This is a genomic window from Rathayibacter oskolensis, assembly GCF_900177245.1.
GTDB classification, from domain to species: Bacteria; Actinomycetota; Actinomycetes; order Actinomycetales; family Microbacteriaceae; genus Rathayibacter; species Rathayibacter oskolensis.
This window is the reverse complement of sequence record NZ_FXBM01000003.1, coordinates 164,271-178,498: the sequence shown is the minus strand read 5'-3', so window position 1 is coordinate 178,498 and position 14,228 is coordinate 164,271. Positions and strand designations below refer to the sequence as shown.

Sequence of the window (14,228 nt, the reverse complement as noted above, 5' to 3'; positions counted from 1 at the left end):
GATGCAAGGGCTCGTCTGCGGGATACTCTCATCGCATGGATCCCACAATCTTTCTTGTGCTCGCGATTCTCGTCGTCGCGATCGTCTTCTTCGTGCGTGGCAGAAGGAAGCGGGCTGGGAGTGGTGCCAGCGACGACGGAGCAGTCGTGCGTCGACGGAATACGCCGGTACATCTTCCGGGCTACCTGCAACCGAGATCCTTCTCAGTCCCGGCCACCCCCGCTGAGTTCTTCCTGGTTCTGTTCTCCGGAGTGAACAGCTTCGGCGGCAACAGGCAATTCGCGACCTTCAAGAGTGACTACGACACCTGCATCAACGCCGGAACCGACCCAGCGGCTCCTCGACTGGTGGAATCAATCTATATCTCGTCGCTCAGCGAAAGAGCGATCACTCTGACTGCGGGTAATCGCGTTGCCATCTTCTGGACTCTCACCATCTCTCTCACCGGCTCACTCCCTGCCGATGGCGAAGTCGAAGGCACCATACCCGACCAGACGAACTTCAAATGGTCCGGGAGCATCCTCCGAATCCAAGCGGATATCGAAGCCGCTGTTCGCAGTATCGGCGGGACGACCGGGCCCTGGCCTCTCTCCGGGTGAGGTACCCTCCTGCGGACGAGGTGGTTGCTTCCACTGCTGCCACTCTCAGAAGGGTGCGCAGCGGAGGCGGCAAGCCTTAACGGGGGATCGCCCCGCCCCGCCCCTCCCTGCCACGCTGAGCCAGATACCCCGTGCCCTCGCGCGGGAGCACCTCCCCAGGAGTACACAGTGGCCTTGACGGCGATCCGCGGCACCTTCCTCGACTTCATCGACGACCCGTGGAAGCATGTGGGCGACGAGGAGGCGGCGACCAGGTTCCACTCCGACGGGCTGCTCGTCCTCGAGGACGGCATCATCGTCGACTTCGGCCCGTACTCCGAGCTCTCGGAGAAGCACCCGGACGTGCCGGTCACCGAGATCGCCGACCGGATCATCGTGCCGGGCTTCATCGACGGCCACATCCACCTGCCGCAGACCCGGGTGCTCGGGGCGTACGGCGAGCAGCTGCTGCCGTGGCTGCAGAAGTGGGTGTTCCCCGAGGAGCACAAGTACGCCGACCGCGACTACGCACTCGAGGGCACGACGCACTTCTTCGACAACCTGCTCGCCTCGGGAACGACCACGGCTCAGGCGTTCACCACGGGCAGCCTCACCTGCAACGAGGTCTTCTTCGAGGAGGCGGCCAGGCGGAACATGCGGATGATCGGCGGCCTCACGGGTATCGACCGCCACGTGCCCGACTACTTCGCGAACACTCCCGAGCAGTTCTACGCCGACAGCAGTGCCCTCATCGAGAAGCACCACCGGGTCGGCCGCAACCTCTACGCGATCACGCCCCGCTTCGCCTTCGGCGCCTCCGAGGAGCTGCTCGACGCCTGCCGACGGCTGAAGGAGGAGCACCCCGACGTCTGGATCAACACCCACATCTCCGAGAACCCGGCCGAGATCCACGGCGTGCTCGCGCTGCACCAGGACTGCCACGACTACCTCGCCGTCTACGAGAAGTACGACCTCGTCGGCCCGAAGTTCACCGGCGGGCACGGTGTCTGGCTCTCGAACGACGAGTTCCGGCGCTTCTCGCAGTCGGGAGCGGCCGTCGCGTTCTGCCCGTCGTCGAACCTCTACCTCGGCTCCGGTCTGTTCCGTCTGGGCCGGGCGACGGACCCCGAGCACCGGGTGCTGCTCAGCTTCGGCACCGACATGGGCGGCGGCAACCGCTTCAGTCTCCTCAACACGCTCGAGGACGCCTACAAGGTGGGCATGCTCAACAACACGATCCTCGACGGCAGCATCGTTCCGAGCGAGATGGACCTCGCGGAGTCCGAGCGCAACAAGCTCTCGCCCTACCGCGCCTTCTACTCCGTCACGAAGGGCGGTGCGGAGGCGCTGTACATCGACGACCTCGTCGGCAGCTTCGACATCGGCAAGGAGGCCGACTTCGTCGCGCTGGACTGGACGGCCGGGCCCCCCGCCGCCTCCTGGCACCAGAGCCTCGCCCACGACGGCGGCGAGCTGACCCAGGACGTGGTCCGCGAGCTGCTGTTCGGCATCATGATGGTCGGCGACGAGCGCGCCGTCGATCAGACCTGGGTGATGGGCGAGCTCGCCTACAAGAAGGCCTGACGGTGGCCGACGCCACCGCCGTCTCGGCTCCTGTGTCGCTGGTCGCGCATCGACGCCTCGCCGAGTCGGACTACGCCCGGTACGAGGCCTGGCAGGAGGCGGTCGGCGAGCGGCTCGAGGGCCGGCCCGGCTTCCTCGGCCGCGAGGTCCTCCGCCCCGATCCTCCGCACCAGGTCGACTGGATCGTCGTCGAGCGATTCCGCGACCGCGACGCCGCGCGCAGCTGGCTCCAGAGCCCCGAGCGCGCGACGCTACTCGAGGAGATGGAGGGGGTGCTCGTCGGCAACGACTCGGTGCACCTGTTCACCGAGGAGGCGAAGCACCCCTCCGAGGCGGCATCGGTGCTGATCACGAGCCGGGTGGCACCGGAGGACGAGGCCGCCTTCCTGGCCTGGCAGCGTCGCATCTCGGCGGCGGAGTCGCACTTCGAGGGCTTCGTCGGGCACAGGGTCGAGCGCCCGATACCGGGCGTGCAGGACGACTGGGTCGTCGTGCTGAGCTTCGACACCGAGGCCGACCTGGACCGCTGGATCGAGTCGCCGGAGCGGACGGCGCTGCTCGCCGACGGCTCGGCCTACAACCAGCAGCTCTCGCTGACCCGGGCGAGCTACGGCTTCGGCTTCTGGGCCGGTCGCGACAAGCCGGTGCCGGATCCGGTGTTCAAGAGCAATCTGCTGGTACTGCTGATGCTGTACCCGATCGTGTTCCTCTGGAGCTACTTCATCGCGGATCCGCTGTTCGCCGCACACGGCGTGCCGTTCTGGCTGTCGCTGTTCATCGGGAACGTCGTGTCGACGCAGCTCCTCGGCTGGATCTTCGTCCCCTGGGCGTTCCGGAGGTTCAGCTGGTGGACCGCGCGGGGCCGCCCTGCACGCGTGTACGTCGCGGGCTACGCGATCATCGCCGGCTGCTACCTCCTGTCGATGGCGCTCTACGCCTGGCTGCTGGCCCTGCGGGCCGGCTGACCGCACCGGCGACGTCTCCTCGGCCGTCGGCATCTGGGACGCCTCGGCCTCCGTGGGCGCCCGCGCGGTGCTGTGGACCGACAACGGAGCGCTCGACCACCCGTGGGTCATCGCACCGTACCCCGGAGGCGGTTTCGCCATCAGCAACCGTCCGACCGGTAAGCGCCTCGAGATCCATCGCGCTTCGACGGCGGTCGGCCCAGGGATGCGAGGGCGGGGGTGCTGATCATCGGGCTTCTTTCCTGTTCGACGGTCGGTCGGCGGGTGAGGGGCGGCGGCTGGAGGGGAAGACCCGCCGAGGACGGCGGTGCTCTCGCGTCCGGCAGCGAGGTCGGGAGCCTCTATCGCTCGACGGGCTGCTCGGTCGCGGTGCGCGCCGCTCGCGCCTGTCTCGCCGCGGTCGGGTCGGCGGCACGCGGGATACTCTCGGTGGATGGACGACTTGACTCCGGTACCGGTGCTCGCTGACGTGGCGGCACAGGCCGGAGTCAGTCTGTCGACGGTGTCGCGGGTGATCACCGGCCGGACCCCGGTCAGCTCGCGAACGCGCGAGCGTGTCGAGAAGGCCATCGCCGAGCTCAGCTACCGCCCCAACGCCGCGGCTCAAGCACTGGTCAGCGGCAGATCGTCCGTCGTGTCCGTGATCGCGAAGAACACCCTCCGCTGGGGCTACGCGGCGACGCTGCAGGGCATCGAGGAGGCCGCACGCGCCGCGGGCTACGTGGTCATGATCACCGTGGTCGAGTCGGCCGACCCGGCCGACCTCGAGCGCGCGGTCGACAGCGTCGCGACGCGGTCGATCGCGGGTGCGGTCGTCATCGACTTCGACGCCGTCGGATCCCAGACCCTGGCCGCGCTGCCGCGATCGGTGCCCGTCGTCGCCTCGGCCGGCGCCGTCAAGCAGGGGGAGGACCTTCCTCACGCCTACCTCGACGACTTCGAGGGCGGCCGGCGCGCGACCGAGTACCTGCTCTCCCTCGGGCACCAGACCGTCCATCACGTCGCCATCCCCTCCACTCGGGAGCGGAGTGGTCGCGAGTGGGGCTGGCGGCAGGCGCTCGAGGAGGCCGGAGCGCCCGTGCCGGCGGTCGTCAGTGCCGACTACGACCCCTCCTCCGGCTACCGGGCCGCGAAGCTGGTGCCGGCGGGAGCGACGGCGATCCTCTGCGGCAACGACGAGGTCGCGATCGGAGTCATCAGGGAGCTCACCGAGCGGGGTGTGCGGGTGCCGGCCGACGTCAGCGTGATGGGCTTCGACGACCAGTCGTTCGCAGCGATGTGGTCGCCCGCACTGTCGACCGTCCGTCAGGACTTCTCGGACCTCGGACGGCGCACCTTCGCCCTGCTGCAGGAGTGGATCGAGACGGGCGTGCGCCCCCGCGACAGCATCGCGACCGCCGAGATCGTGATCCGCGAGAGCACCGCGCCCCCTCCCGCGCCCTGATCGTCCTCAGGTTCACTGCGCTCCCGGCACCTGGTCGCCCACAGCTGCCGACCACTTGACGTACGTTTGCAGACCTGCTCATCCCCGTGCTACTTTCCTGACCAACGTTTGCAGAGCGAATCCGGCTCGCGACGGACGTCTGTTCGTACAAGGGAGTAGGACGCATGGTGATGACACCACCGCGACAGGAAGAACCGTCGATCGCACCGACGACGGCGCCCCGGCTGGTGCGCCTCGCCGCCGGGGGAGTGAGCGTGATCGTCGAGATCCCGCGGGACTCGCTCCCCCGGATCGTGCACTGGGGAGCGGACGCGGGCGATCTCGCCGACGACGAGCTGCGCGACTTCGCGCGTGCCGTCGACGGTCCGAACGCCGCGAACGGCGTCGACGTCGCTCCGAAGGTCGCGCTCGTTCCCGAGGCGTGGACGGGATGGACCGGCACCCCCGGCCTCCGCGGTCACCGCCTGGGCGAGGGCTGGTCGCCCCGGTTCGTCCCGACGAGCGTCGAGAACGACGACCTCCCGGCGGGCGGTGGCGTCCTCGTCGTCGAGTCGATAGATCAGGCCACCGACTTGAGCCTGACGCTCCGGCTCGAGCTCCTCGCGACGGGGCTCCTGAGGGCCCGTGCCGCCGTGACGAACCTCGCAGCCAGCCCCTACATCGTCGACGGCCTCGATGTCGCACTCCCTGTGCCCGGCAATGCCGACGAGCTGCTCGACTTCGCCGGCCGCTGGTCGAAGGAGCGGATCCCGCAGCGCTCGGCGTTCCAGGTCGGGGCCCGCACCCGCGAGGGCAGGCACGGACGCACAGGCGCCGACGCCGCCTTCCTGCTGACGGCGGGCGAGCCCGGCTTCGACTTCCGCGGCGGCGAGGTGTGGGGACTGCACGTCGCCTTCAGCGGCAACCACCGCTCCGTCGCCGAGCGCATCTTCACCGGCGAGCGCCTGCTGCTCGGCGGCGAGTCGCTCCTGCCGGGCGAGATCGTCCTGCAGCAGGACGAGACCTACACGGCTCCCTGGATCTACGGCGTCTACGGCGTCGGCCTCGACGACGCCGCTGCACGGGTGCACGGTCATCTCCGGGCCCGAGACACCCATCCGACGTCGCCCCGCCCTGTCGTCATGAACGTCTGGGAGGCCGTCTACTTCGACCACGATCTCGACCGGCTCACCGGTCTCGCCGACCTCGCCGCACAGGTGGGAGTCGAGCGGTTCGTCCTCGACGACGGCTGGTTCGGCGCGCGTCGCGACGACACGGCCGGCCTCGGCGACTGGGTCCTCGCCGAGGAGGTGTGGGGTGGAGGCAGGTTCCGCGCTCTCGTCGATCACGTGCAGTCGCTCGGCATGCAGTTCGGGCTCTGGGTCGAGCCCGAGATGGTCAACCTCGACTCCGATCTGGCCCGGGCCCACCCTGAGTGGCTGCTCCAGGTCGCTGGACGCCTCCCCGTCGAGGCCCGGCACCAGCAGGTCCTCGACCTCACGCACGAGGGCGCGTTCCGGCACGTGCGCCACAGCATCTCGGCGCTCGTCCGCGAGTACGGGATCTCCTTCCTCAAGTGGGACCACAACCGCGACCTCATCGACGCCGGGTCGACCCGCACCGGTCGTCCGGGCGTGCACGAGCAGACACTCGCGACCTACCGGCTTCTCGACGAGCTCCGTGCCACGCTGCCCGGCCTCGAGATCGAGTCCTGCTCGTCGGGCGGCGCACGCGTCGACCTCGAGATCCTGGAGCGGACCGACCGCGTCTGGGCCTCCGACTGCATCGATGCGCACGAGCGCCAGCACATCCAGCGGTGGACGCAGCAGCTGCTCCCGCCCGAGCTCGTCGGCAGCCACGTCGGCTCTCTGCAGGCTCACACGACCGGACGACGGCTCGACCTCGACTTCCGCGCCGCCACCGCGCTCTTCGGGCACTTCGGCATCGAGTGGGACCTCGGGGCCGCGACCGAGCAGGAGCGCGAGGCTCTCGCCGAGTGGGTCGCGCTCTACAAGCGCCACCGCAGCCTCCTGCACGCGGGTACCGTCATCCGCGACTCGTCCGAGGACGACGCCCTCTGGCTCCACGGAGCCGTCAGTGCCGACAGGCACGAGGCGCTCTACGCGGTGACCCTCCTCGAGCGCACCGTCACCTGGCCGGCTCGGCGTATCCGCCTCCCCGGTCTCGATGCGGGCACGCGGTACCGCGTCACTCCGGCGGGGCCGGGGGCGCAGGCTCCGTTCGACGCCCGAGTGCATCCGGCCTGGTGGTCCGCGGAGGGCGTGACCCTGCGGGGAGCGCTGCTCGGCACCATCGGGATCGAGGTCCCTGCCCTGGACCCGGATCACTCCGCTCTCGTGCACGTGACCGCCGTCCGATGACCCCGCGCACCGCCTCGGCCCTCCTCCGTCCGATCGCCGCGGACACCTCTCCCCTTCCTGCCGCTCCACTGGAGGCGCTGTCATGAGCACCATCACCCGACCCGCCTCACGGGAGGGACAGCGTCGCCGGCACTCGCAACTCCCCGTCGCGCTGTTCTTCATCGCTCCCGCCGCAGTGGGCTACCTGGCCTTCTACCTGGTGCCTTCACTCCGCGGCTTCTGGTTCAGCTTCACCGACCAGAACCTCGTCGGCGGAGGCGAGTTCATCGGCATCGACAACTACACGCGGATGCTCGCCGATCCGCTGTTCTGGAACGCGCTCTGGGTCACCCTGCAGTACGTCGTCATCAACATCGGCGTGCAGACGGTGCTCGCCCTCGGAGTCGCCGTGCTCCTGCACCGGCTGACCCGCTCGGTGATGATCCGCGGCATCGTGCTGCTGCCCTACCTCGTGGCGAACGTGGTCGTCGCCCTGGTCTGGTTCTGGATGACCGACTACTCCACCGGCATCATCAACGTCGCTCTCGAGTGGCTCGGCACCGACCGGGTCGCGTTCTTCGGCAACGAGGCCACGGCGATCCCCACCATCGCACTCATCAACGTGTGGCGGTTCCTCGGCTACACCGCGCTGCTCATCTTCGCCGGGCTGCAGACGATCCCCGAGTCCTACTACGAGGCGGCGTCACTCGACGGCGCCTCCGAGTGGCGGATGTTCCGGACGATCACGCTCCCGCTGCTGCGCCCCGTGCTCGCACTGGTGCTGGTGATCACCATCGTCGGCTCGTTCCAGATCTTCGACACCGTCGCCGTCACGACCGAGGGCGGACCGGTCAACGCGACCCGGGTCATCTACTACTACATCTACCAGCAGGCCTTCGAGCGGTTCGATCTCGGCTACGCCAGCGCGATGGCCGTGTTCCTCGTGATCGTCCTCTCCGTCGTCGCGTACTTCCAGCTGAAGATCATGCGCTCCGACTCATCCGACCTCGCCTGACCGGGAGCCCGACATGACTTCGACACTCACCCCCTCCGTGTCCGCCGGACCCGATGCGGCCGCTCCGGCCTCCGCCGAGCGAGCCCGCCGCCGTCGCCCCTTCTCCTGGGGACGCTTCCTCGCCTGGGCGTCGCTCACGGTGATCCTCCTCATCACGCTGTTCCCCTTCTACTGGATGCTCCGCACGGCGCTGTCCACCAACAGCGCCCTGTTCCAGGACCCCGGCAACCTGCTGCCGGTCGAGTTCAGCTGGGGCGGCTTCCGCCGCGTGCTCGGCCTCGCCTCCCCCGCGGAGGCGGCAGCCGACGGCGGCAGCACGGGCTCGATCAACTTCTGGCTGTACCTGCGCAACTCCGTCATCGTGGCGACCGCGATCACCGCGGGACAGGTGTTCTTCTCGTCGATGGCCGCCTACGCCTTCGCCCGCCTGCAGTGGAAGGGGCGCGACGCCGTCTTCTTCCTCTTCCTCACCGCGCTGATGATCCCGCCGATCTTCGTCCAGCTGCCCAACTTCATCCTGATCCGCGATCTCGGGCTGCTGAACACGCTCGCGGGCATCATCCTCCCGTTCTTCTTCATGACGCCGTTCGCCGTGTTCTTCATGCGCCAGTTCTTCCTCGGCATCAGCCACGAGATCGAGGAGGCGGCGATGATCGACGGCGCCGGACGTATCCGGGTCTTCTTCCGCGTCATCCTCCCGATGTCGTCCACGCCGATCGCGACCCTCTCGCTGCTCACCTACATAACGGCGTGGGGCGAGTACTTCTGGCCCCTCCTCGTCGGTCGCGCCGACGATTCACGCGTGCTGACGGTCGCCCTGGGCATCTTCCGCTCGCAGACCCCGCAGACCGGCCCCGACTGGGCCGGGCTGATGGCCGGGACGCTCGTCGCCGCACTCCCCGTACTCCTGCTCTTCCTCGTCTTCGGACGGCGCCTCGTCAACAACCTCGGCTACTCCGGCATCAAGTAGCGCCGCCCGGACCTCCCCACACCCACCTCACACGAAAGAACCCTGCAATGACGCACACACGCACCAGACGCTCCCTGATCGGGATCGCATCCGTCCTCGCCTCGTCGGCGCTCCTGCTGAGCGGCTGCTCCGCCTCGGGCAGCGGTGGCGACGCCGACGCGTCCACCATCTCGTACTGGCTCTGGGACTCGAATCAGCAGCCGGCCTACCAGCAGTGCGCCGACGACTTCCAGAAGGAGACCGGCACGACGGTCAAGATCGAGCAGTACGGCTGGTCGGACTACTGGCAGAACCTCACCACCGGGTTCGCCTCGGGCACGGCCCCGGACGTGTTCGCCGACCACCTCTCCTACTACCCGCAGTTCGTGTCGCAGGGCCAGCTGCTCGACATCACCGACCGCATCGAGGAGGACGGCGTCGACCTCGACCAGTACCAGGACGGACTCGCCGACCTGTGGCAGGACCAGGACGGCAAGCGCTACGGCCTCCCGAAGGACTTCGACACCGTCGGGCTGTTCTACAACGAGCAGATGGTGACGGATGCCGGCTACTCGGCCGATCAGCTGTCGGATCTCGAGTGGAACCCGGCCGACGGCGGCTCGTACGAGAAGCTCATCGCGTCGCTGACCGTCGACAAGAACGGCGTGCACGGCGACCAGCCCGGCTTCGACAAGAGCAACGTCGCCGTCTACGGCCTCGCCCTCTCGGGTGGCGGACTCAACGCCTCCGGCCAGCAGACGTGGGCGCCGTACGCGCTCTCGAACGACTGGTACTTCGGCGACAAGACGCCGTGGACGAGCTCGTGGAACTTCGACGACCCGAAGTTCGTCGAGACGATGACCTGGTACAAGAGCCTCGAGGACAAGGGCTACATGCCCACCCTCGACGTCGCCCTCTCGGAGCAGGACCCGCTGAACGGCTACCTCGCCGGTCGGTACGCCCTGGTCACCGACGGCAGCTGGATGAACTCCTCCTACCTCGGCCAGAGCGACGTCACAACCAAGGTCGCACCCACACCGGTCGGCCCATCGGGTGAGCGCGCGAGTGTCTTCAACGGCCTCTCGGACGGCATCTGGTCGGGCACGAAGAAGGCCGACGCCGCGTGGAGCTGGGTCAAGTACCTCGGCTCGACGGCCTGCCAGGACGTCGTCGCCTCGGAGGCGGTCGTGTTCCCCGCGATCAAGACGTCCACCGAGAAGGCGACCACCGCTTTCACCGAGAAGGGCTGGGACGTCTCGGCGTTCACGGAGCAGGTCGACCAGGGCACGACGAAGCTGCTCCCGATCGCCGATCACTGGTCCGACGTCAACGACACCCTGACCGCCACCATCGAGTCCTACCTGAAGGGGAGCGCCGAGACCGACGCGTTCGCGACCGCGAACGACCAGATCAACGCACTCTTCGAGTGATTCCTCCGACCGAGGCATCCTGACCGGCCGGGAGCGCTGAGCTCCCCCCGGTCGCCTTCTCTGACGGGTCCGGGGTCATCCACCGCAGGGATGCCCCCGGACCCACCCCACCGCGAGACCATCCCCGGTCTCCGCGCCGCCCCGCCCGCACGAAGGAGTGCACACATGCCGTTCCCCCGATTCCGAGCGTCTCAGCAGGGACGCCTCCCCGGCCGTTCCCGCCTCGGACGCCCACTCGCCCTCGCGACGACCGTTGCACTGATCGCCACCGGTGCCGGCCTCGCCTCGCCCGCCTTCGCCGCCGACGAGGACCTCATCACGGTTGACTTCGCCTCCTCCACGGGAACGTTCAGGGGCGGCGCGTCGGGCATGCTCTACGGACTCAGCGACGACGGAGTCCCGACCGACGCCATCACCGAGGGCGCTCATCCGACGAACGTCACCCAGAAGGCGCCGCACGGAGCCCAGCACCCCAACGGCGACCCGCTCGAGATCGAGGACCAGTTCTTCGAGTCCGGCGGGCAGTACATCATGACCAACATCCAGGACTACTACCCCGACTGGGCCTACAACGGCGGCAAGCGCCCCACCGACTTCACCACCTACCTCGACATCGTCCGCACGGTCGTCACCAGCATCAAGACCGAGTCGGACCACCCGGAGAAGTACATCTTCACGCCCTTCAACGAGCCCGACGGCGGCAACTGGTATGCCGACTGGGGAGCGATGAAGGACACCTACCTCGCCGACTGGAAGGCCGTCTACCAGACCATCAAGTCGGTCTACCCCGAGGCGAGGATCGCCGGCATGGGCGACACGAGGTGGCAGCCCCAGCGCACGCGCGACATCCTCGCGTACGCCAAGGCCAACAACGTGCTCCCCGACATGTTCACCTGGCACGAGCTCGGGATCGACAACCTCGCCACCTTCCGCTCGCACTTCGACGAGTACCGGCAGATCGAGCGCGACCTCGGCATCCCGACGCTGCCCGTCAACATCACCGAGTACGCCATGCGCCGCGACATGTCCGTCCCGGGCCAGATCGTGCAGTGGCTCGCGATGTTCGAGGACAAGAAGGTCGACGCGCAGACCGCCTACTGGACCTTCGCCGGCAACCTCAACGACAACATGGCGAAGAACAACGACGCCAACGGCGCCTGGTGGATGCTGAAGTGGTACGCCGACATGAGCGGGAACACCGTCGCGCTGACGCCTCCGAGCCTCAACGTCGCCGACACCGTGCAGGGCATCGCGACCGTCGACACCGCCAAGAAGGAGGCGGAGGTCGTCTTCGGCGGCGGCTCCAAGAACGTGCACCTCGACCTCGCCAACCTGCCGACCTCCGTCTTCGGAAGCACCGTCGACGTCCAGGTCCGCGAGGCGGAGTGGACGGGCCAGGAGGGCGCCGCGCAGAGCCCGAAGGTCGTCGCCTCCCAGCGCGTCACGCTCGGCAGCGGCGCGATCGACATCACCGTCCCCAACGACGACCGCCTCTCGGCGTACCAGCTCGTCGTCACGCCCGCCCAGGCCGCTCAGCCCGTGGTCGACGGCACCTGGTCCACCAGCATCGAGGCCGAGAACACCACCCTCGCCAACGTCACCGCCTACAACCAGCCGATGAGCGACGCGTGGTCCTTCGCGGCCTCCGGTCAGCGCGACGTCGGCAGCACGAACAGGGCGAACTCCTCCCTCACCTGGAACGTCACCGTCCCCGAGAACGGCACGTACCGGCTCGGCGTCACCGCCGGCGTCAACGGGACGAACATCGGACCCGGACGCCACGCCCTCTTCGTCGACGGCACCTCCGCCGGGCTGATCGAGTACGAGGCCGGCTTCGGCTGGACCTACCGCGGGCGCGCCGAGAAGCTCCTCGACCTCACTGCGGGAGCCCACCAGCTCTCCATACGGATGAGCTCCGACGGCACCACGCTGCTCCCCGGATCCGACATCTCCCTCGACAAGTTCGACCTCACCCGCGTGAGCGGATCCGAGACCGTCTCGTACCCCGCGAACCTCGCTCGCCTCGACGGCGCGACCGCTCAGTACGGCACCGCGGCACCCGCCGGCAGCGTGGCGCTCTCGAGCAGCTCGACCGCGACGTTCTACGTCTCGGCCAGGGACGCGGGCTACTACGACCTCAAGGCGGACTACACCACCCCCGGTGCCGCCGCTCTGAAGCTGGCCGTCAACGACCGGCCGGTCTTCGGGCTCTCCGCCGACAAGCAGGGCACCTGGACCTCGACCGCTCGCGTGCACCTCGCCAAGGGCATCAGCGAGATCACGGTCGGCTCCTCCGCAGCGCTGAACCTCGCCGGGCTCACGACCGTCCGCGCTGCGGACGGCGACAGCAGGACGGTGCGCATCGAGGCGGAGGACTCCTCGAAGGTGACCCTCCGCGGAGGCGCGAGCGTCTCCTCCGTCGCCCAGCCCACGAACGTGTCGGGCACGCAGGTCGGCTACCTCGGCGGGAACGCGTCGAGCACGATGGAGGTGAGCCGCCCGGCGAACACGGGAGCGGGCGCGTACGACCTCGATGTGCGCTACTCCAACGCCGAGAAGAACACGGGCCACGAGTACAACGCCGACATCATCACCCGCTTCCTCGACATCAGCGAGGCGGGCGGGGCGACGTCGCGCGGAGCGTTCCGGCACAACTACTCCTGGAAGGGCTACTGGACGCACACCATCCCGCTCGACCTCACGACGAGCACCGGGAACCTCACCCTGGGCAACGCCACGAAGGCCGCGCCCAACGTCGACTGGATCGCCCTCTCGCCGCTGGTCACCGCGACCAGCAACGTCCAGACCGCCCAGCCCTCGCTCAAGGTCACAGCGAAGGCGACCCCGCGCTGCATCGCCGGAAAGGTCACGCTGACCACCGTCGCGACCAACGGCGACTCCATTCCCGTCGACATCACCACGACGTCGGCCTGGGGCTCCAAGAGCGCCAAGTCGGTCACGCCGGGTCAGAGCACGACGACCGCTCAGACGACCCGCGCGACGAGCATCGCCGCCGGGACCGTCACGGTGACCTCGGGGGCCCCCAGCAACCGGACAGGCACGATCACCGCCGCCTACCCCGCCCTCACCTGCTGATCGCGAGGGGGTGCTGGGTCGATCTCCCCGACCCGGCACCCCCCTCCTCCTCGTTCCGCACGACTCCCGGCCGACCGCGGCCGGAGGAAGAAGCACACCATGCGATGCACATCCGCTCTCCTGGGCCGCACGGCGGCCGCAGTGATCGGAGGACTGCTCCTCACCACCGTCGCCGCCGCCACGGCCTCGGCCGACACCGAGCGCGGCAGCGACGACGTCGACGTCAGCGTCTCGATCCCCGCCATCGAGACACCCGGCGTACTCGCCATGTCCGTCGCGGGGAGCTCGGCCATCCTGACCGAGAACGGCTCCACCCCGACCGTCCGCCGGTTCACAGGATCCCTGCCGACCGTCACGATCACCGACACCCGCGCCCCGGACGAGATCCCTCAGGGTGCCGGCTGGTACGTGCTCGGCTCCACGACCGAGTTCACCGGCGACTCCGGACAGCCCTCGATCGGAGCGGACCACCTCGGCTGGACGCCCCACCTGATCGACGGCGGCGCCTCGGGCCTCGTCGCAGAAGGGGACCAGGTCGACACCGTCCTCGACTCCGGACCGAACGCGGTCGGCCTCGTCGACCAGGAGCTCCTGGCCCTCGCCGTGGACTCGCAGGCCGTGAACCCCGAGGGCTCGTGGACCGCTGACGCCGATCTCACGCTCAAGACGGAGCCCGACGTGGAGCCCGGCGACTACTCCTCCGTCGTGACGCTCTCCCTGTTCGAGTAGGTCACCGACACCGCGTCGCGCCGGCCGGGGCCTCCCGCCGGCGCGTCGTGGCGCGCTCGGTGGAAACCGCTCCACCGCCTGGGGCGATGTCAGGCGCTC

10 protein-coding genes are annotated in these 14,228 nt (G+C 68.8%); all 10 read left to right on the top strand.

Annotated elements, in window-relative coordinates; translation table 11 throughout:
• Window positions 1-35: 35 nt before the first annotated feature.
• The 10 genes from B9Y99_RS18595 (at window position 36) to B9Y99_RS15850 (ending at window position 14,129) form a co-directional block, all read left to right on the top strand.
• A complete protein-coding gene (locus B9Y99_RS18595; protein ID WP_129588082.1) occupies window positions 36-599 on the top strand; it encodes a hypothetical protein in 564 nt (187 codons plus the stop codon).
• Window positions 600-773: 174 nt separating this feature from the next.
• Window positions 774-2,162, top strand: coding sequence for a guanine deaminase (gene guaD, locus B9Y99_RS15890; protein ID WP_208856997.1), 1,389 nt, complete (start codon window positions 774-776; stop codon window positions 2,160-2,162).
• Window positions 2,163-2,164: 2 nt separating this feature from the next.
• Window positions 2,165-3,127 carry an antibiotic biosynthesis monooxygenase gene (locus B9Y99_RS15885; protein WP_208856996.1) on the top strand — a complete coding sequence of 321 codons (963 nt, stop codon included), beginning with the start codon at window positions 2,165-2,167 and terminating at the stop codon, window positions 3,125-3,127.
• A gap of 433 nt (window positions 3,128-3,560) precedes the next feature.
• Entirely contained in the window at window positions 3,561-4,571 is a 1,011-nt protein-coding gene (locus B9Y99_RS15880; protein WP_085477605.1) for a LacI family DNA-binding transcriptional regulator, read from the top strand.
• A gap of 170 nt (window positions 4,572-4,741) precedes the next feature.
• On the top strand, window positions 4,742-6,931 hold the full coding sequence (locus tag B9Y99_RS15875) for an alpha-galactosidase (protein ID WP_085477863.1): 2,190 nt from the start codon (window positions 4,742-4,744) through the stop codon (window positions 6,929-6,931).
• Window positions 6,932-7,013: 82 nt separating this feature from the next.
• Window positions 7,014-7,925, top strand: a complete 912-nt coding sequence (locus B9Y99_RS15870; RefSeq protein ID WP_085477604.1) for a carbohydrate ABC transporter permease — start codon at window positions 7,014-7,016, stop codon at window positions 7,923-7,925.
• A 13-nt stretch (window positions 7,926-7,938) separates the two neighbouring features.
• On the top strand, window positions 7,939-8,895 hold the full coding sequence (locus B9Y99_RS15865) for a carbohydrate ABC transporter permease (protein WP_085477603.1): 957 nt from the start codon (window positions 7,939-7,941) through the stop codon (window positions 8,893-8,895).
• A gap of 47 nt (window positions 8,896-8,942) precedes the next feature.
• Window positions 8,943-10,304: an ABC transporter substrate-binding protein gene (locus B9Y99_RS15860; protein ID WP_085477602.1), complete on the top strand. Its 1,362-nt coding sequence runs from the start codon at window positions 8,943-8,945 to the stop codon at window positions 10,302-10,304.
• A 165-nt stretch (window positions 10,305-10,469) separates the two neighbouring features.
• Window positions 10,470-13,400 (top strand): carbohydrate-binding protein, encoded by a 2,931-nt coding sequence (locus B9Y99_RS15855; protein WP_085477601.1) that lies wholly within the window; start codon window positions 10,470-10,472, stop codon window positions 13,398-13,400.
• Between the two features lie 99 nt (window positions 13,401-13,499).
• On the top strand, window positions 13,500-14,129 hold the full coding sequence (locus tag B9Y99_RS15850) for a hypothetical protein (protein ID WP_085477600.1): 630 nt from the start codon (window positions 13,500-13,502) through the stop codon (window positions 14,127-14,129).
• Window positions 14,130-14,228 lie beyond the last annotated feature (99 nt).